Here is a 19463-nt window from a genome sequence, read left to right as displayed (position 1 = left end):
CGACCGAAACGGTCGTCCGACGTATGGCGGTGTTCAGCATTCCCTGGTGCCCGCAGTATGCGTCCCGGCCCTTGTAGAGTCGAGCCATGCTCGACTGGCTCCTTCACGGCACCCTTTGCACCCCGTTAAGCCACCTTCTGCAAGCCTGCGCACAGTCCTGACGGAGATTCCCCATGCGCCTGTCCCTGCTGATGTTTGCCGCTCTGGTCCCGGCCCTGCCGGCCCTGGCCGCAGAAACCCCCGAGCTGCAGCGGGCGGTCGGCGCACCACAGGCGGTGGGCGCGGTGCATACGCTGCGGCAGATTCCCGAGGCCTGCGCACGTCTGGAAGGCGTGTTCACCGGCCAGGCCGCCGAGCCGTACCGCTTCTCCGCCGTGCGCATCAGTGAGCAGTGCCAGCCGCGCGCCCGCTTCGTCGATTACGCCAAGGCGCAGCCGAGTGCCGACAAGGGCTGGAAGCTCAACGACGTGATCCGCGTGCCCAATGCCGCGTGCCCGGCGCAGCAGGCGGTGGTGCGGGTGTGGCGCCTGCCGGTCAGCAACACCCAGGCGCTGGATGGCCAGGGCCAGTCACGCATCTATCTGGAAGAAGCGAAGAAGCAGGCGGCCGCCGGCAAGATCCCGCAGGTGACGATGTTCGCCGCGCAGCTGCAGGTGGAAGGCAAGGCCTGCAATTGATACGGGTGGGTGCCGACCGTTGGTCGGCACCGATGTCGCATCCACGCATGGCGTGGATCTACTGCCGCCGCCATCACACCCCAGCCAGCTTCGCCCCGCGCGCCACCAGCAGCTCGCGTAGCGCCTTGCGATGGCAATGCGCCTCCTCTTCGCAGTAGCAGCCCACGGCGATGTCACTGTGTTGCGACAGTGCCGCCAGAAGATCCAGCGCATGGGCGGCCTCGGGCGCTTTCATCTCGGCCTTGAAGTGGCGGAAGAAGGCGTTCCAGTCCGCCGCAGTCTTCGCCTCGTGCGCCAGCTTCACCCGCGCCGGGCTGGGTGACAGCGTCGGGAACCAGACGTCATACCAATCCTGCCGGGCGAACTCGCTACGCGGCACGCCCCGTGGCGGCCGCCGCACCGTGCCGATGCGCAGGCCCTCGCCGGGCTCGCGCGGGCTGCCGAGTCGAACAACGCGCAGTGCCATCGCCTTCCTCCCTCGCCCCGACCGTGGATCAGCCCTCGAACGCGGGCAGCTTCTGCTTCACCGCTACATTCTTCAGCGTCACGTACCTCGGCAGGCCGTCGCTACCGTAGGGCAGCGGTGCTTCGCCCTTGATCAACGGCTGCAGGTAGGCACGCGCCTTGGCCGTGATGCCGAAACCATCGCGGCGGATGAAGCCGGCCGGCATCTTCTTCTCGTGGTTGGCGATCTTCGCCAGCGGCGCGGCCTCGATCTTCCAGCGATACGGCGCATCGCTGCTGCGTACGATCACCGGCATCACCCCGTTCTGGCCCTTCAGCGCCAGCTGCACAGCGGCCTTGCCCACCGCCTGGGCCTGTTCCCAGTCGGCTTTGCTGGCGAGGTGGCGGGCCGATCGCTGCAGATAGTCGGGCAGGGCCCAGTGAACCTTCAGCCCAAGCTGGTCCTTGACCCGCCCGGCCAGATGCGCGGCAACGCCGCCCAGCTGCGAATGGCCGAAGGAGTCCTTGCCGCCGCCTGCGTCGGCGACGAAGCGGCCATCGGCGGTGGCGATGCCCTCGGAGGCCACGACGACGCAGTAGCCGACGCGCTCGACCACGGCCTCGACCTTGGCCAGGAAGGTGGCCTCGTCATAGGCACGCTCGGGCAGCAGGATGATGTGCGGGGCTTCGTCCTCGCCGTTGCCGGCCAGGCCCGCGGCGGCGGCCAGCCAACCGGCGTGGCGGCCCATCGCCTCGTAGATGAAGACGCGGGTGGAGGTCTCGGCCATCGCCGCCACGTCCAGCGCGGCCTCGCGCACTGAGACCGCGGTGTACTTGGCCGCCGAGCCGAACCCCGGGCAGGTGTCGGTCACCGCCAGATCGTTGTCGATGGTCTTGGGCACACCGATGCAGGTCAGGTCGTAGCCGGACGCCTTGGCCAGCAGCGACACCTTCAGCGCGGTATCGGCCGAGTCGTTGCCGCCGTTGTAGAGGAACCAGCGCACGTCGTGGGCGCGCAGCACCTCCAGCAGGCGGTCGTAACGGGCGCGGTCGGCCTCCAGCGATTTCAGCTTGACCCGGCACGACCCGAAGGCACCGCCCGGGGTGTGGGCGAGGGCGCGGATGGCGGCGGCACTCTCCTTGCTGGTGTCGATCAGCTCCTCGCGCAGGGCGCCGAGAATGCCGTTGCGGGCGGCCAGGACCTTGATGCCCTTGGCCCGGGCCTGCTCGATGACCGCCGCCGCGGTGGCGTTGATGACCGCCGTGACGCCGCCGGACTGGGCGTAGAGGAGGGTGCCGCTGCGCATGCTTCTACCTGCTCGGTGAGGGGGACATTGCAGAGACATTACCCGTATGCGCTAAAGTGGCGCTATTGCGGTGCAGCGATACCGGTCCGTCCGGGGCGCGAACCTTCTTTGTTTTCAACACGTTGGAGTCAGGTCAATGCGATTGGTTCTGTTGGGACCGCCCGGTTCGGGCAAGGGGACGCAGGCGACGCGCCTGAAGGAAAAGCTGGGCATCGCCCATATTTCGACCGGTGACATGCTGCGCGCGGAAATCGCCGCGGGCTCGGAGCTGGGCAAGCAGGCCAAGGCGGTGATGGATGCCGGCAACCTGGTGTCCGATGACATCCTGCTGGGCATGCTGGAGTCGCGCCTGACCCAGGCCGATGTCGCCAAGGGCTTCATCCTGGACGGCTACCCGCGCAACGTGGCCCAGGCCAATGCGATGGACGGCCTGCTGGCCAAGATCGGCCAGCCGCTGGACGCCGTGGTGCAGCTGGACGTGGCCACCGAGCTGCTGGTCGAGCGCATCGCCGGCCGCGCGCAGGAACAGGGCCGCGCCGACGACAACCCGGAAGCGGTGCGCCAGCGCCTGCAGGTCTACAACGACCAGACCGCCCCGGTGGTCGACTTCTACGCCGGCCGTGGCACCCTGGCCCGCGTCGATGGCGTCGGTGACCTGGACGAGATCGAAGCCCGCATCCTGGCGGCGATCAAGAGCTGATGGCGGTTGGCCGGCCCTGCGCCGGCCGCCGCACAGCGACAACGAAACAGGCCTGATCCTTGTGGACCAGGCCTGTTTCGTTTCATAGGTGCCAGCGATGAGCTTGCTCAGGGCTCCGCAGCATGAGCTCCCTTGGGGATGGCCTCTTGGGGAGTAGGACCGGTTCGGGTACTACGGCTGGCTTCCTGAATTGTGTACGGGTTCACATACCTGCGCTATCAGGAATTCCCTGACAGACGATTGGACTTTTCTCACAAGCGCTGTAGGAGTTGTCTGACCCCGCTGCCGACAATGGCCCTATACAGCCGTGATCGGTCACAATCCCCGGTCATGAGCAGCGTACATATCCTTGCAATCGCCGGCACCTTCATGGGTGGCGTGGCCGCCCTGGCGCGGGAACTGGGCCATACGGTCAGTGGCAGCGACCAGGCCATCTATCCGCCGATGTCCACCCAGCTTGAACAGCTGGGCATCGTCCTGGACCAGGGCTACCGCGCCGACAGCGTGCCGCCGGGCACGGCCGAGGTGGTGATCGGCAACGCCCTGTCGCGCGGCAACCCCGCCGTGGAAGCCGTGCTCGACGCAGGCCAGCGCTACATCTCCGGCGCCCAGTGGCTGTCCGAGCAGGTGCTGCCGGGCCGCGACACCCTGGCCGTGGCCGGCACCCACGGCAAGACCACCACCACCACCATCCTTACCTGGCTGCTGGAAAGCGCTGGGCGCTCGCCGGGCTTCCTGATCGGTGGCGTGGCCGAGGATTTCGGCGTCTCCGCCCGCCTGGGCCAGGGCCGCGAGTTCGTGGTCGAGGCCGATGAGTACGACACCGCCTTCTTCGACAAGCGCAGCAAGTTCGTGCACTACCGGCCGCTGGTGGCCATCCTCAACAACCTCGAATACGACCACGCCGACATCTTCCCGGACGTGGAGGCCATCGAGCGCCAGTTCCACCACCTGGTGCGCACCGTGCCCGCGCGCGGCCGCCTGATCGTCAATGGCGAGGACGCGCACCTGGCCAAGGTGCTGCAGATGGGCTGCTGGACCCCGGTCGAGCGCTTCGGCTTCGACCCGTCGCTGGACTGGCATGCCGAGCTGCTGGCCGCCGATGGCAGCGCCTTCCGCGTGCATCACCACGGGCAGGCGCTGGGTGATGTGCACTGGTCGCTGCTGGGCCGCCACAACGTACTCAACGGCCTGGCCGCACTGGCCGCCGTGCATGCGGTGGGCGTGGCCCCGGCCGAGGTGATCCCGGCGCTGGCCCGCTTCCGCAGCGTCAAGCGCCGCATGGAAGTGATCGGCAGCCATGACGGCATCACCGTCTACGATGATTTCGCCCACCACCCCACCGCGATCGCGACCACGCTGGACGGCCTGCGCGCCAAGGTCGGCGACGCACGCATCGTGGTGGCGATGGAACCGCGCAGCAACTCGATGCGGCTGGGGGCACACGCGCAGGCGCTGGCACCGTCGCTGGCGCTGGCCGACGAAGTAGTGTTCCTGCATCGGCCGGAACTGGCCTGGGATGCCGCGGCGGTGATCGCCGCCGTGCGTGGCCAGGCCCATGCCGTGCCCGATACCGATGCACTGCTGGCACAGCTGCAGTCCAGCGTGCGCAGCGGTGACCACGTGGTGTTCATGTCCAACGGTGGCTTCGACGGCGCGCCGCGCCGCTTCCTCGCCGCCCTGCAGGCCCAATGAGCACCGACGTTTCGCTGCCGCTGTTTCCGCTGCACACCACGCTGTTGCCCGGCGCGGCGGTTGGCCTGCGCGTGTTCGAGCGCCGCTACCTGGACTTGGTGCGCGACACCGGCCGCAGCGGCGAGGGCTTCGGTGTCTGCCTGATCCTGAAAGGGCAGGAAGTGGGGGAGCCGGCTACCCCGGCGGCCTACGGCGTGCAGGTCCGCATCGAGGATTTCGATGTCGGCGCCGATGGCGTGCTGCAGCTGCGCCTGCGCGGCACCCGGCGTTTCCATGTCGAACGTACCCGCGTGCGCGACAACGGCCTGGTCGTGGCCGATGTGCGCTGGTGCGAGGAAGACCCCGATGACGAACTGAAGCCGCAGCATGCGCTGCTGGCCACGGTGCTGGGGCACATCATCGAGCAGGCCGGCGAAGCCTATGCGCCGGCCAACCCGGCGTTGCTGGACCAGGCCAGCTGGGTCGGCTGGCGGCTGGCCGAACTGCTGCCGCTGGGCGAGCAGCAGCGGTTGCTGCTGCTGCAGATGGACGACCCGCACCAGCGGTTGCAGCAGTTGTTGGGGTGGATGCCGTAAGCGGCCATCCACGCGTGCCGTGGATCTACAGAAACGGCCATCCACGCGTGGCGTGGATCTACTGTAGAGCCGAGCCCATGCTCGGCTTGCCGGATCGCGCGAGGATCAGCCGAGCACAGGCTCGGCTCTACACGTTCCGGTAGCGCCGGGCCATGCCCGGCGGATCCATCACGGCTGCGTCTTCAACCGCAGCACCGGCAACCCGGTTTCGGCGTGCACGTCCTCGTGCTGCGGCATGCCCTGCACGGCCTCCTTCACCGCGTTGAACGCGGGGTCGATGCCGCGCACCGGGTGCCACATGCCGATCCACTCGAAGTGGCGCTCGTAGCGCAGGGTCTGCGCACTGCCCAGCCACAGCGGCACGTCGCCCGGCTGCAGCTGGCCCGGCGCCGGCCACAGGCGCAGCACGTAGCGCTCCTCCGGCTTCGCCCCCTGGCGCACCATCAGCAGGGCTTCCACCCGCGTTTCCAGCGTGGCCGGCAGCACCGGCAGCTCCTCGGCGCCGGTGTTCTTGTCCAGCATCAGCAGGGCTTCTTCCCAGCCGGCCTGCGCCTGCACGGTCCAGCCGCGCGCCTCCAGCTGCGCCTGCAGCGGTGCCAGCGGGCCAGCCACCTGCACATCCAGCGGCCAGCGCTGGTCATCGTCGAACTCGTTGCGGCGTGCCGGCAGCCTGGCCCAGTCGTGCTGCCACCAGGCCTGCATGTCGATGGCATGCGGTGCCGGCAGGGTCGGTTCGAAGCGCTCCAGCTTCACCGGGATGTTGCGCGGCGCGTACCACATCGCCGCCACCGCGAAGACGCCGTAGAACAGCCACGCCACCGGCTTCACCCAGAACGAGCGGTTGAAGCGGCGGCGGTAGGCGATGCCCAGCACCAGCAGCCAGAACGTGCCGAACAACATGCCGCCGATGACGTCGCTCAGCCAGTGCGCGCCCAGGTACAGGCGTGAGAAGCCGATCAGGCTGACCACGATGCCCGACACCAGGTACGGCCAGACGCGGGTGCGGCCGGGCATCTCGCGGGCGATCAGCACCGCGAAGAAGCCGAAGGTGATGGTGGCCATGGTCACCGACACCGAGGGGAAGCCGAATCCGCTGCTGGCATCGACCGGGCGCACTACGTCCACGGTGGTGCCCAGCAGCTTGGTCAGGGCCAGGCCGAAGGCCAGCGCGGCCAGCCAGTGCGCGGCCGCCATCCAGCGCCGGCGCCAGACCAGGTAGCCCATGGCCGCGGCGGTAGCCGGCATCAGCACCTGCCACGCGCCCAGCGAGGCCAGTGCGGCCATCGGGTAGTCGGCCAGCGGGTTGCGCAGGGCCAGCATGGCCTGGTGCACCAGCAGGTCGATGGCCAGCGGTTCGCCATGGGCGACCACCACGGTCAGCAGCGCGAACCAGCCCCAGCCCAGCAACAGCAGCATCAGCGCCAGCATCGCCAGCGGCACCGATTCACGGCGCTTCGGATCGAGCACGCCGACCGTGTAGCGGCCCAGCGTGGGGTGGCGGTTGGACCAGTCCAGCAGGCGCGCCAGCCAGTGGTCCATGCGCGCGGCCGACCAGCGATAGCCGTACAGCACGATGGCCCAGACCAGGCCGAGGATGACCACCAGCAGGCCGACCACCACCACCAGGCGCCCGGCGACCGCGGCGACGGCGTCATAGGCCTCGCCAAGGATCCAGCCGGGGGCCAGGAACAGCACCGCCCACGACAGGCTTGCGATGCCACTGGCCTGCACGTAGCGGCTGGCCGGCATCTTCAGCATGCCGGCGATGGCTGGCACGAACGGACGGATGGCGCCCACATAGCGCGCGATCAGGATGCTCTTGAAGGCATTGCGGCGGAACAGGTTCTCGCCGCGGTCCAGCAGCTGCGGGTAGCGGCTGAACGGCCAGACCCCGCGCAGGCGGTCGCCCCAGCGGCGGCCGATCCAGTAACTGATGCCATCACCGGCAAACGCACCCAGCGCCGCCGCCGCCACGGCATACGGCCCGGAGATCTGCCCCAGGCCGATGAACACGCCCACCGCGAACAGCAGGGGCAGCGCCGGCACGATGGCGCCGAGAATGATGACCGCATCGCAGAAGGCGATCAGAAAAATAACCGCGCCCGCGAGTACGGGATGGGCGGCAATCCACGCGAGGGTGGCGTCGATCCATGAAGAGTCCATTGCCCGATTATAGAGGCGTGAAGGTGACTGGTTCCCAGCGGCTTGGTGACCGTTTGCAACCAGCGCCATCGCCTAGAATGGGCGCATGCCGCACTCGACCGACGCTCCAACGCATGCCCTGAAGGCCGACAGCTTCGGCCGCATCCTGCTCGTGCAGGGGCCGCATGGCCCCTTCGTACGCCGCGACTTGGGCGCAACGCCGCTGTGGCTGCGCGTGCCGGCGTGGTGGCTGGCCCGTCGCGAAGCACGCGCGCTGCGACACATCGAGGGCATGGCCGACGTGCCGCAGCTGCTGGACTGGGATGGCCGCCACCTCGACCGCAGCTTCATGGCCGGCGATGCCATGTACCAGCGCCCGCCGCGTGGCGACCTGGCTTGGTTCCGTGCCGCGCGCCGGCTGCTGCAGCAGCTGCACCGGCGCGGCGTGGCGCATAACGATCTGGCCAAGGAAGCCAACTGGCTGGTGACCGAGGACGGCCGCCCGGCGCTGATTGATTTCCAGCTGGCGGTGATCGGCAACCCGCGTTCGCGCTGGATGCGCCTGCTGGCCCGCGAAGACCTGCGCCACCTGCTCAAGCACAAGCGCATGTACTGCCGCGAATCGCTTACCCCGGTGGAGAAGCGCGTGCTCAAGCGCACCTCGTGGGTGCGCGAGCTGTGGTTCGCCACCGGCAAGCCGGTCTACCGCTTCGTCACCCGCCGCATCCTGCATTGGGAAGACAACGAAGGGCAGGGACCGAAGCCGTGACCGCCGCGCAGGTGGTGACCGGCCCGCCGAGCGCGGCCAGCGTGCTGCGTGCGCAGCTGCCCGGCGCCAGCTTCGTGCATGCCTGCCAGGCCCATACCCGTCGCAACGGCCGCAGCGCGTTGCAGGCATACCGCGATGTGGCAGCGACCATTCCTGGCTGGTTCGATGGCCTGATGGCGCTGCGCAACCGCGGCATGCGCCTGCTCGGCATGAAGGACCTGGGTTCGTTGCGCGCCGTGCAGGACACCGCCGCGCCGCGACCGGGCCAGCGGCTGGGCATCTTCACCCTGCAGTCGCTGGATGAGGACGCCATCGTGCTGGAAGACAACGACCGCCACCTCCGCGTGCAGCTGGCCCTGCAGTGGCAGGGCGACGTGCTGCAAGTGGCCACCGTCGTGCATACCTACAATGCGTTTGGCAGGGTTTACATGCTTCCGGTGGCGCCGGTGCATCGATGGATCGTGCCGCATCTTCTGAAGAAGCAGGTGCAGGCGTACTGTTGATTCAATGCCCCGCCGCCGGGCCATGCCCGGCGGGCACGCGGCGTTGCAGCACTACGGCGCCGTCGGCACCACCTGCTGGCCGATGAAATTGCGCTTGCCGTCGAAGTCATAGCCGATCTGCAGCTGGCCGACATCCGGGCAGGCATGGCAGTCGCGCAGCGGCGTGCGGTACAGCAGGCGAATGCCGCCGCCATCGAGCGGTGCGGTACCGGCAGACTGCGCGGGTGCGAACGGCGTGGCCTGTGGGTGCGCGGCCAGCACCGCCTGTACCCCCGGGTCGGCGCGCAGGGTGTCGTCCAGCTGCACCGCGTCGACATCGATGCGCTTGCCAGCGGCGTCCACCAGTCGCGTGCCTTCGTTGGTGTTGGCGCGGAACGGATACTCCACCGTGGCCACGCCCAGGCCATCGTGTTCATGCCAGGCCGTCACATAGGCCAGCTCGCCGCCGGTGGACAACTGCTCGGCAGCGGCGACGGCATCGGCGCTGGCGCCGGCGGACTTCATCGTTTCAGCCAGGCACGCGCGCGTTGCACTGTTCTCACCTTGGCGGCATGCGTTGAGGTCGCCATCCCAGACCACCGACTCGCTCCAGCGCAGTGAGCCATCGGCGGCCTTGTTGGCGGCAGGCGCATCGCCGGTGGCGGGTTCGGTGCCGGGTTCCGGCGAACGGCCTTGGCAGGCGGTGAGCAGGGCCAGGCCCAGGGCAGGCAGCAGCAGGCGGGAACGGCGCATGGCGTAAACCTCGTGCGTGTGACCAGGGCATCAGTATCGTCAACGCGCGGTGAACTCCGCGTCGGCGCGGCATACTGGCGGCTCATGGCATACGCTGGAGTGTGGAACGTGGGCAGTCTGCAGGGCAAAACCCTTTTCATCACCGGTGCCTCGCGTGGCATCGGGCTGGCCATCGCACTGCGCGCCGCGCGCGACGGTGCCAACGTGGCCATCGCCGCGAAGTCGTCGGTGCCCAACCCGAAGCTGCCGGGCACCATCCACAGCGCCGCCGAAGCCGTGACCGCGGCCGGCGGCCAAGGCCTGGCGCTGAAGTGCGACATCCGCGAAGAGGAGCAGGTGAAGGCGGCCGTGGCCGCGACGGTGGATACCTTCGGCGGCATCGACATCCTCATCAACAATGCCAGCGCGATCTGGCTGCGCGGCGCGCTGGACACACCGATGAAGCGGTTCGACCTGATGCAGCAGGTCAATTCGCGCGGCAGTTTCCTGTGCGCGCAAGCCTGCCTGCCGTACCTGCTGCAGGCGCCCAATCCGCACATCCTCACCCTGGCCCCGCCGCCCAGCCTGGCACCGAAGTGGTGGGGCCCGCATACCGGCTACACGCTGGCCAAGATGGGCATGAGCTTCGTCACCCTCGGCCTGGCTGCGGAATTCGGCCCGCAGGGCGTGGCGATCAATGCGCTGTGGCCGCGTACGGTCATCGCCACCGATGCGATCAACATGATCCCCGGTGTGGATGCGGCCGGCTGCCGTACGCCGCAGATCATGGCCGACGCCGCGCACGCGGTGCTGGTGCGCGAGGCCGCCGGTTTCCACGGCCGCTTCCTGATCGATGACGAGGTGCTGGCCGAAGCCGGGGTGACCGATCTCTCCCGCTACGCCGTGGACGCGTCGCGGCCGCTGCTGCCGGATCTGTTCCTCGACTGACTGCGGTAGAAAAGGCTACGGGATTGAGCCGGCCATCACGGCGGGCTCGGTTAGAATACGCGGCTGTAATCGTTTTCAAGGAAGGCCCGCATGCCCCGTATTCTTTCTTCCACCGCGCTGGCTGCTGCGCTCGCGCTTGCCCTGTCTGCCTGCGGCAATACACCTGCCGGCGACCCGGCCACGTCGGGCTCGGCCGAGCAGCGCGCTGCGACGGCTGCCGTGGACGCGCAGCAGCAGCTGACCGCCAAGCTCAACGCCTACATCGGCTGTTTCAACGCACTGGATTCAAAAACGCGTGACAGCATCCAGTCCTATACGCGTTGGATCAAGGATGTCGACGCAGGCCCGACGGGCCGCGAATCGAGCATCTACGGGCCCTTCGAGATCAGCGATTACGACATGAAGCAGTGCGATGCACCGGTGACGGAGGCGATCGCGGCCAAGCCTGCACTGACCGAGCTCGATGCCGCCGCCAGCCGCTACCAGCAGGCGCTGAAGGCGCTGGCGCCGGTCAGCAAGGAGGCCCACGACTACTACGAGCGGCAGGATTACGAAGACGACCAGTTTGCCAAGGGCAAGCAGATGCACGGCCCGCTGATGGCCGCGTTCAAGCAGTTTGTCGCAGCGAGCGAGCAGTTCAACGCTGAGCTTGAACGCCAGAACGATGCCGCGCAGCGTGAGCAGCTGAAGGTGCTGGAGCAGGCCGAGGGCCGCACCCGCGAGTACTACCGCCTGGCGATGATGCTGGAAGCCAAAGCTATCGTCGAACTGATGACGCAGGATGCGTTCGACACGGCCAAGGCGCAGGAGCGTCTGGACGCCTTCAACCGCATTTCGGACGAAGCGCATGCCAAGGTGGCGGATCAGGAGCCCGGCAAATCCGATTGGGAAGGCTTCGAGCGCGAGGCGGAAAACTTCCGCCGCCAAGGCAAGGAACGACTGCAGCGTGTCAGCGAGAAAAGGGCCTACAGCCAGTTTGAGCGCGGCATGCTCGACTCGCCGTCGATGGCGCCGCAGGGCTCGCCAGGCAAGCTGATGCAGGAATACAACGCGCTGGTCTTCCAGAGCAACCGGCAGTAATGCGCCCTGTTTTCTGCATGCGAGGAACCGAAGTGAACGCTTCCGTACGTGTACTGCCGGTGCTGCTGCTGGGCGCCGTGGCCGGTCTGGCCGGCTGCAACAAGTCCAACGGCCTGTCGGTGGCTGATCCCAGCCTGGCCAAGGTCAACGCCTACATCGAGTGCTACAACGGCGTCGAACAGCCCATCCACGAGGGCTTCGAGACCTACACCGGCTGGATCAAGGATGTCGAGGCCGGTCCGACCGGCAAGGAAGCGCAGCCACGCTCGCCGGGCAAGGTGCTGTCGCACCGTGTGGAGTACTGCGGCCAGCCGCTGACCGACGCGCTGGCGATGACGCCGGCAACGCCGTTGGATGCGCCGGTGCGTGACTACCAGCAGGCCTTCCAGGCCCTGTACGCGAAGATCGAACAGGCCGATGGCTACTTCAGCCGCGAGGAGTTCCGTCGCGATGGCGGCGAAGGCATGCGCGGCCAGCACGCACCGCTGATGCAGGCCTATGCGGCCTTCTTCAAGGCCAGCGACGCACTGGACGTGGCGCTGGAAAAGAACGAGGAAGACCGCCGTGCCGCGCAGCTGAAGCAGATCGAAGAGAGCGAAGGCCGTTCGCCGGCGTACTACCACCTGCGCCTGGTGGGCGATGGCAAGCAGCTTGCGGTGGCCTTCCAGGACGAAAAGCCGGACGTCGCCGCGCTGCGCACGCGCCTGGCGCATTACGAGGCGCTGGTGAAGGAGATGCAGGCCGCCGGCATCGGCAAGGACGACCCGATGTGGGCCCATGTGCAGCGCTCGGCCGACATGCTGGTCCGCAAGGCCGGCCGTGGCATCGAACGCATCGAGCAGGGCAAGCCGATCAGCGCCGAAGGCCTGGCCGCCGAGCGCAAGGCTTCGGGCAGCTGGCTCATCTCGGCCCCGGAAGGCGCGCAGTCGGACATCCTGGACGCGTACAACGACCTGGTCACCACCAGCAACCGCATGCATTGACGGATTCTGGCTCTGGTGGGTGCGGACCGTTGGTCCGCACTGTGCCGGTGCTCATCCACGCATGGCGTGGATCTACTTGTTGAAGGTATCCGGCAGGGCACTGCCGCACCGGCGGCAATGGCGCGCGTCGGGCTCGTGGCCTTCCAGCCCGCACTGCGGGCAGCCACGTGCATCCCGGCGCGCGGCCATCTCGGCATCGCGCATGGTGCTGGCCAGTTCGGCGGTGTAGATGCCGGTGGGCACGGCGATGATGCTGTAACCGATCAGGATCAGCACCGAGGTGACGAAACGGCCGAGCACGGTCTGCGGCACGATGTCGCCGAAGCCGACGGTGGCCATGGTCACCACCGCCCAGTACATGCTGGCCGGGATGTTGCTGAACCCATGCGCCGGGCCCTCGATGATGTACATCAGGGTGCCGGCGATGATCGTGATGGTAATGACCGTGAACAGGAACAGCAGGATCTTGCGCCGGCTGCGCCACAACGACTGCAGAAGGATGCCGCTTTCCTCGATGTAGCGGGTCAGCTTGAGGATGCGGAACACCCGCAACATGCGCAGCGCGCGCACCACCAGCAGGCTCTGCGCGCCGGGGATGAACAGCGACAGGTAGGCGGGCAGTATCGACAGCAGGTCGATGATGCCCCAGACGCTGACCGCATAGCGCAGTGGCCGCTTCACCACCGCCAGGCGCAGCAGGTACTCGATCGTGAACAGGGCGGTGAAGCCCCACTCGATGATGTACAGCCAGTCCGACCACGCCACGTGCAGGTGCTGCACGCTGTCGATCATCACCACCAGGATGCTGGCGATGATCGCCACCACCAGAATCAGGTCGAAATTGCGCGACGGCCGGGTGTCGTGGCGGTAGATGATTTCGAACCAGGTCCGGCGCCAGCCGGAAGCGGTGGCGGGGTTCAGCTGGGGGGCGGAAAACGGGCGCATCCGCACATTGTGCCGCAGGGGCTGGGGGGCGAGAATGGGGGTTCCTGAACCCACTCCACTGCCATGACCGCCGCTACCGATCCGTTGATCTCCCTGTCGCACTACTACCTGCCGGTGTACAAGCCCCGCCAGGTGGTGTTGGAGCGAGGCCAGGGCGCCCGCGTATGGGACAGCCAGGGCCGCGAGTTCATCGACCTGGCCGCCGGCATCGCCGTGTGCGGCCTGGGCCATAACGACCCGGACCTGGTGGCTGCGCTGGTCGAGCAGGCCGGCAAGCTGTGGCACACCAGCAACGTCTTCTACAGCGCGCCGCCGCTGCACCTGGCCGAAGAGCTGGTGCAGGCCAGCCGCTTCGCCGAGCGCGTGTTCCTGTGCAATTCCGGCGCCGAAGCCAATGAAGTGGCGATCAAGATGGTCCGCAAGTGGGCCTCCAGCAAGGGGCGCCCGGCCGACAAGCGCGTCATCATCACCTTCCGCGGCAGCTTCCACGGCCGCACCATGGGCGCGGTCACCGCCACCGCCCAGCCGAAGTACCAGGAAGGCTACGAGCCGCTGCCCGGTGGTTTCCGCTACATCGACTTCAACGATGAGGTGCAGCTGGAAACCGCGATGGCCGCCGGCGACGTTGCTGCGGTCATGCTCGAGCCGGTGCAGGGCGAGGGCGGCGTGATGCCGGCCAGGTCCGGTTTCCTCAAGCGCGTGCGCGAGCTGTGCGACCAGCACGACGCCCTGCTGGTGCTGGACGAGATCCAGGCCGGCATGGGCCGCACCGGCACCCTGTTCGCGCACTGGCAGGATGACGTGGTGCCGGACATGGTCACCCTGGCCAAGGCGCTCGGCGGCGGCTTCCCGATCGGCGCGATGCTGGCCGGCCCGAAGGTGGCCGAAACCATGCAGTTCGGCGCCCACGGCACCACTTTCGGTGGCAACCCGCTGGCCGCGGCCGTCGCCCGCGTGGCCCTGCGCAAGTTGGCCTCGCCGGAAATCGCCGCCAACGTCAGCCGCCAGTCGAAGGCGCTGCGCGATGGCTTTGACCGCATCAGCGAAGAGTTCGGCGTGTTCAGTGGCGTGCGTGGCCGCGGCCTGATGCTGGGCGCGGTGCTGAGCCCGGCCTTTGCCGGCCAGGCCGGTGTGATCCTCGACCACGCCGCCGACCAGGGCCTGCTGACCCTGCAGGCCGGCCCGGACGTGCTGCGCTTCGTGCCGTCGCTGAACATCACCGACGAAGAAGTGGCCGAAGGCCTCAAGCGACTGCGCGCGGCCGTTGCCGCGTTCGTCGCCGCGCGCTGATCCCGGCGCCAGGGAACCCCTGTAGAGCCGAGCCCATGCTCGGCCGCTGCACGTAAGCCGAGCATGGGCTCGGCTCTACAGGATTGCGTAGCGCTTCAACACCTTTCCCAGCCCACGCCCGTCGCGCACCGTTTCCGCGTGCAGGCCGGCGGCGCGTGCGCCGCGCACATTGGCGAACAGGTCATCGACGAACAACGTGTGCGCAGGCGCCACCTGCAGCACGTCGAGCACGCGCTGGAACACCGCCGGCTGCGGTTTGCGCAGGCCGAAGTCGGCACTGCAGAACACCCGTCCGTGCAGCGCAGGGAACAGGCCCGGCAGCAGCTGGGGCAGCGCCTTCACCATCAGCGCGCCGTTGTTGGTCAGTACTGCCAGCGGCACCTGCAGGTGCTCAAGGCGCTGCAGCACCGCGTGCTGCGGATGGCTGGCGGCCTGTCGTGCGGCGGTCCAGGTCTGCACATCCACGGTGCGGCCCAGCAGTCCGCCAAGGCGTGCCAGATAGGTCGTGCCATCCAGCACGCCGCTGTCGTGTGCCGCTTCCAGCCCACTGCCATACAGCGCCGCCTGCACGGCATCGGCGCTCACGTCCAGCGCCTGCGCCAGATGCAGCACGCGCTGCGCACGCTGGTAATGCACCAGCACGCCATCCACATCGAGCAGCAACAGGTCGATCCGCATGGCCTGAGCATGCCATCGCCGTGGAATCGCGAATACCCCGGCGTGCGCGTGCGACAGACGGTCGCAGCCGGTGGCGCATGGCCCTGCCTAGAATGGTCGGTGAACCCGCAGGAGACGCAACGATGAAGGCTTGGATGGTGGCAGTGGGACTGGGTGCGCTGATGCTGGCGCCGTCGGCGATGGCACGCGTGTGTGCGGTGAGCATCGACAGCACGGACCAGATGAGCTTCAGCACGCGCCAGATCAAGGTGGCTGCCGACTGCAGCGAAGTCGACCTGACCCTGCGCCACACCGGCAAGCTGGCGGCCACGGCGATGGGCCACAACTGGGTGCTGACCCGCACGGCCGACTACCAGCCGGTAGCGATGGCCGGCATGCGCATGACCCTGGCCGACAGCTACCTGCCCAAGGCAGACAAGCGCGTGCTCGCGCACACCAAGGTGATCGGCGGCGGCGAGACCGCGCGCGTGCGTTTCTCGACCAAGGGCCTGCAGAAGGGCGGCGATTACACCTTCTTCTGCTCGTTCCCCGGCCACTTCGCGATGATGAAGGGCAGCTTCGTCTTCGGTTGATGCCGTTTGTAGAGTCGAGCCATGCTCGACTGCACGCGTGCCAACCAAGGTTGGCACCCACCAGATGCGGCAGTGCCAACCAAGGTTGGCACCTACCAGAGCAGGGCTCAGCCCTTGGCGGCCTTGAACGCGATGCGGGCGGCGGCCAGGGTGGCTTCGATCACGGCATCATCGTGTGCGCTGGACATGAAGCCGGCCTCGTAAGCCGACGGCGCCAGGAACACGCCCTGGTCCAGCATCGCGTGGAAGAAGCGGTTGAACGCCGGGATGTCACAGGCGGTGGCCTGTGCATAGGTCTCCACCTTTTCGCTGGTGAAGAACAGGCCGAACATTGCGCCCACGCGGGTGGTGGTCACGGCCACGCCGGCTTCGGCGGCGGCCGCTTCCAGGCCCTCGCACAGGCGCGCGGTGCGTGCGGCCAGGTCGTCGTGGAAGCCCGGCTGCGAGACCAGTTCCAGCATCGCCAGGCCAGCGGCCATCGCCACCGGGTTGCCGCTCAGCGTGCCGGCCTGGTAGATCGGGCCGGCCGGGGCGATCTGCTGCATCAGCTCGCGGCGACCACCGTAGGCACCCACCGGCATGCCGCCACCGATGATCTTGCCGAAGGTGCTCAGGTCCGGGGTGATGCCGTAGTGCGCTTGCGCGCCGCCCAGGGCCACGCGGAAGCCGGTCATCACTTCGTCGAAGATCAGCAGTGCGCCGTACTGCGTGCACAGCGCGCGCAGGTGCTGCAGGTAGCCGTCGCGCGGCGGGATGCAGTTGGCGTTGCCCACCACCGGTTCGATGATCAGGCCGGCGATCTCGCTGCCCTGCGTTTCGAACAACGCGGTGGCGGCGTCGAAGTCGTTGTAGGGCAGGGTCAGGGTCAGTTCGCTCAGGCCGGCCGGCACGCCCGGCGAGGTCGGCACGCCCAGGGTCAGCATGCCGCTGCCGGCCTTGACCAGGAACGAATCACCGTGGCCGTGGTAGCAGCCTTCGAACTTGACGATGCGGTTGCGGCCGGTGGCGCCACGGGCCAGGCGGATGGCCGACAGCGTGGCCTCGGTGCCCGAGTTGACCATGCGCACCATCTCGCAGGACGGCACCAGGCGGGTGATGGTTTCGGCCATGGTCACTTCGGCCGCACAGGGCGCGCCGAAGGACAGACCGTTGTCGATGGCCTTCTTCACCGCCTGGCGCACGGCCGGGTGGTTGTGGCCGACGATCATCGGGCCCCAGGAACCGACGTAGTCGATGTAGCGGTTGCCGTCGACGTCGTACAGGTAGGCGCCATCGGCGCGCTCGACGAAGAACGGCTCGCCGCCGACGGACTTGAACGCGCGCACCGGCGAATTGACGCCGCCCGGCAGCAGCTGCTGGGCGCGGGAGAACAGGGCGTGGGACTGGTCGTGGTTCATGGGGCTTTCCTGGGTGTTACGCGAACTGGGCGAGGAAGGCGCGCTGGGCCGTGACCGGGTCCTGCGCGGCATAGATGCCACTGACCACGGCCACCAGGTCGGCGCCGGCATCGATGATGGGACCGACATTGTCCGGCGTCAGGCCGCCGATCGCCACCCGCGGCACACCCAGTGCGGCGCTTTGCCGCAGCAGGTCGGTGTGGGCGCGGCTGCGGGTGACCTTGGTGGTGGTGGGATGGAAGGCGCCGAAGGCCACGTAGCTGGCGCCGGCGGCCACGGCCGTTTCGGCATTGGCCAGCTGGTCGTAGCAGGACGCGCCGATGATGGCGTCCGGGCCGAGCAGGGTGCGCGCGCTGGGGATGTCGCCGTCGGTGCCGCCCAGGTGCACGCCGGCCGCGCCCACGGCCTGGGCCAGCTGCGGGTCGTCGTTGATGATGAGCGGCACGCCATGGGCGGCGCACAGCGCCTGCAGGGCGGCGGCCTGTTCCTGGCGCAGCGCGTCGCTGGCGGTCTTGTTGCGGTACTGCAGCCAGGTGGCACCGGCGGCCAGCAGCGGCGCCGTGCGCGCCAGCAGGCGTGCGGTATCGGGTTCATCCGGGGTGATCAGGTAGACGCCGCGGGGCGCCGGGGAAGCAGAAGTCATCGATGGCTACCGGTGAGTGGGCCGCGATGGGACAATGGCGGCCCGTGAATCCAGCCCTGATTATCCGATGAGCGACGCCACCCCCACCACCTTGCGTACCTGGATGTGCGTGGTCTGCGGCTTCATCTACCGCGAAGCGGACGGTCTGCCCGAGGAGGGCATCGCCCCGGGCACGCGCTGGGAGGACATCCCCGAGACCTGGACCTGCCCCGATTGCGGGGTGACCAAGGCCGATTTCGAGATGGTCGAGATCGATTGACTCAATGCAACCGCGGCATCGGCCCACCCAGGTCGATCAGCTTTTCGCGCAGCCACTGCGCATCGTTGGCCTCGGGGTTGCGGCGCAGGTACTGGCCCAGGTCGTGGCGGGCGCCGGCCACATAATCCAGCTGCAGGTAGGCCAGGCCCCGGTCGCGCAGGGCATCGTGCTGTTCCGGGGCCAGCTTCAGCAGGCGGTCGGCACTGCGCGCGGCACGGTCCCACTCGCTGGCTTCGGCATACACGCCGTGCAGGTTGCGCAGCATGCGGATGAGGATCGCGCGGGTCGGCGCCGGGTCGAGGATCTGCGCAAGCACCTGGTCGTCCGGGGCCTGCCCGCCGAGGTGTGACTTGGCGCGCTCGCGCAGTTCGTCCACGTCCAGCGGGCGGCCGCCATTGAACGGGTCCATCACCAGCACGCCGTCGTCCACCGGCAGGCGTACCAGGAAGTGGCCGGGGAAGGACACGCCGTCCAGTGGAATGCCCAGGCGCCGGGCGACTTCCATCTGCACCAGGGCCAGCGAGATGGGGTTGCCCAGCCGGCGCTCGAACACCTGGTTGAGGTAGCTGTTGCGCGGGTCGTAGTACTCCTGGTGGTCGCCGCTGTAGCCCAGTTCGTCGAACAGGTGGCGGTTGACCGCGGCCATCTTCAGCGGCCAGCGCTCGATGGTGTCCACTTCCGCGCGCAGGTGGTCGACATGGCTCTGCACCAGCGCGTCGTACACGCCGGGCTGCAGGTCGGGGTATTCATCGCGCGCGATCAGCAACGCGGTCGGCAACAGTGGCAGTGCCTCGTCATCGACGTCGGCCAGTGCATCCCAGTCGGGGAGTGTGATCCGGTCCTGCATGGCCACAGACTGGAGGCAATCGCAGGCGGTTTCAAGCGGTGTGGCGTGAAAAGAACTTTGCCATGAAGAAACGGGGTCGGATCCCTTTCGCATGCGAAAGAAATCCGACCCCGAGAGATTGCAGCCAACTGTCAGAGGCGGGGCGGTGTGGGCTTGCAGGACCGCAGGCGCCATGGATGGCGCCTACGAGCCCCCAGGGATGGGTTTACGGCGTGTCCTGCAAGCCCACACCGCCACGCTATCCCACGGAATGCACGACGTTGACGTTGACTTTGACGTTGCCGGCCAGCGGCCGGCA

At 68.1% G+C, this 19463-nt stretch carries 21 protein-coding genes; 12 read left to right on the top strand and 9 right to left on the bottom strand.

Going from position 1 to position 19463, the window contains the following annotated elements:
- Positions 1-173: 173 nt before the first annotated feature.
- The gene (locus NQ204_RS00660; protein ID WP_256642785.1) at positions 174-677 is read left to right on the top strand and encodes a hypothetical protein; all 504 of its coding nucleotides are present in this window, start codon (positions 174-176) and stop codon (positions 675-677) included.
- Positions 678-750: 73 nt separating this feature from the next.
- Here the strand turns inward: NQ204_RS00660 and NQ204_RS00655 are convergent, their stop codons facing one another.
- Both NQ204_RS00655 and NQ204_RS00650 read right to left on the bottom strand, forming a co-directional pair.
- Positions 751-1143 (bottom strand): DUF488 domain-containing protein, encoded by a 393-nt coding sequence (locus NQ204_RS00655; protein ID WP_256642784.1) that lies wholly within the window; start codon positions 1141-1143, stop codon positions 751-753.
- A 28-nt stretch (positions 1144-1171) separates the two neighbouring features.
- Complete coding sequence (locus NQ204_RS00650; RefSeq protein ID WP_256642783.1) at positions 1172-2428, bottom strand: 6-phosphofructokinase; 1257 nt, start codon at positions 2426-2428, stop codon at positions 1172-1174.
- A 136-nt stretch (positions 2429-2564) separates the two neighbouring features.
- On the opposite strand from NQ204_RS00650, the gene NQ204_RS00645 reads away from it, so the two are divergent.
- From NQ204_RS00645 to NQ204_RS00635, 3 genes are all read left to right on the top strand, one after another.
- Positions 2565-3128: an adenylate kinase gene (locus NQ204_RS00645; protein WP_116864548.1), complete on the top strand. Its 564-nt coding sequence runs from the start codon at positions 2565-2567 to the stop codon at positions 3126-3128.
- 330 nt (positions 3129-3458) lie between these two features.
- The gene (gene mpl / locus NQ204_RS00640; RefSeq protein WP_256642782.1) at positions 3459-4823 is read left to right on the top strand and encodes a UDP-N-acetylmuramate:L-alanyl-gamma-D-glutamyl-meso-diaminopimelate ligase; all 1365 of its coding nucleotides are present in this window, start codon (positions 3459-3461) and stop codon (positions 4821-4823) included.
- Positions 4820-5398 (top strand): LON peptidase substrate-binding domain-containing protein, encoded by a 579-nt coding sequence (locus NQ204_RS00635; protein ID WP_116864546.1) that lies wholly within the window; start codon positions 4820-4822, stop codon positions 5396-5398. The genes mpl and NQ204_RS00635 overlap by 4 nt, the downstream gene beginning before the upstream one ends.
- A 168-nt stretch (positions 5399-5566) precedes the next feature.
- Here the strand turns inward: NQ204_RS00635 and NQ204_RS00630 are convergent, their stop codons facing one another.
- A complete protein-coding gene (locus tag NQ204_RS00630) occupies positions 5567-7561 on the bottom strand; it encodes a bifunctional DedA family/phosphatase PAP2 family protein (RefSeq protein WP_256642781.1) in 1995 nt (664 codons plus the stop codon).
- Positions 7562-7646: 85 nt separating this feature from the next.
- Here NQ204_RS00630 and NQ204_RS00625 point away from each other — a divergent pair, with 85 nt between their 5' ends.
- The gene (locus NQ204_RS00625) at positions 7647-8309 is read left to right on the top strand and encodes a serine/threonine-protein kinase (protein ID WP_116864544.1); all 663 of its coding nucleotides are present in this window, start codon (positions 7647-7649) and stop codon (positions 8307-8309) included.
- Complete coding sequence (locus NQ204_RS00620) at positions 8306-8812, top strand: DUF2867 domain-containing protein (protein WP_116864543.1); 507 nt, start codon at positions 8306-8308, stop codon at positions 8810-8812. The genes NQ204_RS00625 and NQ204_RS00620 overlap by 4 nt, the downstream gene beginning before the upstream one ends.
- Before the next feature lie 51 nt (positions 8813-8863).
- Here NQ204_RS00620 and NQ204_RS00615 read toward each other — a convergent pair whose 3' ends face one another.
- Positions 8864-9544 carry a hypothetical protein gene (locus NQ204_RS00615; protein ID WP_116864542.1) on the bottom strand — a complete coding sequence of 227 codons (681 nt, stop codon included), beginning with the start codon at positions 9542-9544 and terminating at the stop codon, positions 8864-8866.
- 84 nt (positions 9545-9628) lie between these two features.
- Here NQ204_RS00615 and NQ204_RS00610 point away from each other — a divergent pair, with 84 nt between their 5' ends.
- The 3 genes from NQ204_RS00610 to NQ204_RS00600 all read left to right on the top strand — a co-directional run bounded on the left by NQ204_RS00610 (position 9629) and on the right by NQ204_RS00600 (position 12534).
- On the top strand, positions 9629-10471 hold the full coding sequence (locus NQ204_RS00610) for an SDR family oxidoreductase (protein ID WP_116864541.1): 843 nt from the start codon (positions 9629-9631) through the stop codon (positions 10469-10471).
- A 90-nt stretch (positions 10472-10561) separates the two neighbouring features.
- Entirely contained in the window at positions 10562-11551 is a 990-nt protein-coding gene (locus NQ204_RS00605; protein ID WP_256642780.1) for a YiiG family protein, read from the top strand.
- A 32-nt stretch (positions 11552-11583) separates the two neighbouring features.
- A complete protein-coding gene (locus tag NQ204_RS00600) occupies positions 11584-12534 on the top strand; it encodes a YiiG family protein (RefSeq protein ID WP_256642779.1) in 951 nt (316 codons plus the stop codon).
- A 72-nt stretch (positions 12535-12606) separates the two neighbouring features.
- Here NQ204_RS00600 and NQ204_RS00595 read toward each other — a convergent pair whose 3' ends face one another.
- Positions 12607-13479 (bottom strand): ion transporter, encoded by an 873-nt coding sequence (locus tag NQ204_RS00595; RefSeq protein WP_256642778.1) that lies wholly within the window; start codon positions 13477-13479, stop codon positions 12607-12609.
- 63 nt (positions 13480-13542) lie between these two features.
- Between NQ204_RS00595 and NQ204_RS00590 the strand changes: the two genes are divergently transcribed.
- A complete protein-coding gene (locus NQ204_RS00590; RefSeq protein WP_256642777.1) occupies positions 13543-14769 on the top strand; it encodes an acetylornithine transaminase in 1227 nt (408 codons plus the stop codon).
- A gap of 75 nt (positions 14770-14844) precedes the next feature.
- On the opposite strand, the gene NQ204_RS00585 is transcribed toward NQ204_RS00590, so the two are convergent.
- Positions 14845-15447, bottom strand: a complete 603-nt coding sequence (locus NQ204_RS00585; protein WP_116865174.1) for an HAD-IA family hydrolase — start codon at positions 15445-15447, stop codon at positions 14845-14847.
- A gap of 122 nt (positions 15448-15569) precedes the next feature.
- On the opposite strand from NQ204_RS00585, the gene azu reads away from it, so the two are divergent.
- Complete coding sequence (gene azu / locus NQ204_RS00580) at positions 15570-16019, top strand: azurin (RefSeq protein WP_108769889.1); 450 nt, start codon at positions 15570-15572, stop codon at positions 16017-16019.
- A 107-nt stretch (positions 16020-16126) separates the two neighbouring features.
- Here the strand turns inward: azu and hemL are convergent, their stop codons facing one another.
- Together hemL and thiE are read right to left on the bottom strand one after the other, a co-directional pair.
- The gene (gene hemL / locus NQ204_RS00575) at positions 16127-17416 is read right to left on the bottom strand and encodes a glutamate-1-semialdehyde 2,1-aminomutase (protein ID WP_116865173.1); all 1290 of its coding nucleotides are present in this window, start codon (positions 17414-17416) and stop codon (positions 16127-16129) included.
- 16 nt (positions 17417-17432) lie between these two features.
- A complete protein-coding gene (thiE, locus tag NQ204_RS00570; RefSeq protein ID WP_116865172.1) occupies positions 17433-18059 on the bottom strand; it encodes a thiamine phosphate synthase in 627 nt (208 codons plus the stop codon).
- 34 nt (positions 18060-18093) lie between these two features.
- On the opposite strand from thiE, the gene NQ204_RS00565 reads away from it, so the two are divergent.
- Entirely contained in the window at positions 18094-18318 is a 225-nt protein-coding gene (locus tag NQ204_RS00565; protein ID WP_305888226.1) for a rubredoxin, read from the top strand.
- 1 nt (position 18319) lies between these two features.
- Here NQ204_RS00565 and NQ204_RS00560 read toward each other — a convergent pair whose 3' ends face one another.
- Entirely contained in the window at positions 18320-19165 is an 846-nt protein-coding gene (locus NQ204_RS00560) for a SirB1 family protein (protein ID WP_256642775.1), read from the bottom strand.
- Between the last annotated feature and the right edge of the window lie 298 nt (positions 19166-19463).

The organism is Stenotrophomonas testudinis, from assembly GCF_024499815.1.
Classification (GTDB): Bacteria; Pseudomonadota; Gammaproteobacteria; order Xanthomonadales; family Xanthomonadaceae; genus Stenotrophomonas.
This window is presented reverse-complemented; position numbering and strand designations above follow the sequence as displayed.

Bases quoted from the DNA above. Each gene is read 5' to 3' on its own strand.
- NQ204_RS00660 (WP_256642785.1), top strand. From the start codon at position 174: ATGCGCCTGTCCCTGCTGATGTTTGCCGCTCTGGTCCCGGCCCTGCCG.
- NQ204_RS00655 (WP_256642784.1), bottom strand. From the start codon at position 1,143: ATGGCACTGCGCGTTGTTCGACTCGGCAGCCCGCGCGAGCCCGGCGAG.
- NQ204_RS00650 (WP_256642783.1), bottom strand. From the start codon at position 2,428: ATGCGCAGCGGCACCCTCCTCTACGCCCAGTCCGGCGGCGTCACGGCG.
- NQ204_RS00645 (WP_116864548.1), top strand. From the start codon at position 2,565: ATGCGATTGGTTCTGTTGGGACCGCCCGGTTCGGGCAAGGGGACGCAG.
- mpl (WP_256642782.1), top strand. From the start codon at position 3,459: ATGAGCAGCGTACATATCCTTGCAATCGCCGGCACCTTCATGGGTGGC.
- NQ204_RS00635 (WP_116864546.1), top strand. From the start codon at position 4,820: ATGAGCACCGACGTTTCGCTGCCGCTGTTTCCGCTGCACACCACGCTG.
- NQ204_RS00630 (WP_256642781.1), bottom strand. From the start codon at position 7,561: ATGGACTCTTCATGGATCGACGCCACCCTCGCGTGGATTGCCGCCCAT.
- NQ204_RS00625 (WP_116864544.1), top strand. From the start codon at position 7,647: ATGCCGCACTCGACCGACGCTCCAACGCATGCCCTGAAGGCCGACAGC.
- NQ204_RS00615 (WP_116864542.1), bottom strand. From the start codon at position 9,544: ATGCGCCGTTCCCGCCTGCTGCTGCCTGCCCTGGGCCTGGCCCTGCTC.
- NQ204_RS00610 (WP_116864541.1), top strand. From the start codon at position 9,629: ATGGCATACGCTGGAGTGTGGAACGTGGGCAGTCTGCAGGGCAAAACC.
- NQ204_RS00605 (WP_256642780.1), top strand. From the start codon at position 10,562: ATGCCCCGTATTCTTTCTTCCACCGCGCTGGCTGCTGCGCTCGCGCTT.
- NQ204_RS00595 (WP_256642778.1), bottom strand. From the start codon at position 13,479: ATGCGCCCGTTTTCCGCCCCCCAGCTGAACCCCGCCACCGCTTCCGGC.
- NQ204_RS00590 (WP_256642777.1), top strand. From the start codon at position 13,543: ATGACCGCCGCTACCGATCCGTTGATCTCCCTGTCGCACTACTACCTG.
- NQ204_RS00585 (WP_116865174.1), bottom strand. From the start codon at position 15,447: ATGCGGATCGACCTGTTGCTGCTCGATGTGGATGGCGTGCTGGTGCAT.
- azu (WP_108769889.1), top strand. From the start codon at position 15,570: ATGAAGGCTTGGATGGTGGCAGTGGGACTGGGTGCGCTGATGCTGGCG.
- hemL (WP_116865173.1), bottom strand. From the start codon at position 17,416: ATGAACCACGACCAGTCCCACGCCCTGTTCTCCCGCGCCCAGCAGCTG.
- thiE (WP_116865172.1), bottom strand. From the start codon at position 18,059: ATGACTTCTGCTTCCCCGGCGCCCCGCGGCGTCTACCTGATCACCCCG.
- NQ204_RS00565 (WP_305888226.1), top strand. From the start codon at position 18,094: ATGGCGGCCCGTGAATCCAGCCCTGATTATCCGATGAGCGACGCCACC.
- NQ204_RS00560 (WP_256642775.1), bottom strand. From the start codon at position 19,165: ATGCAGGACCGGATCACACTCCCCGACTGGGATGCACTGGCCGACGTC.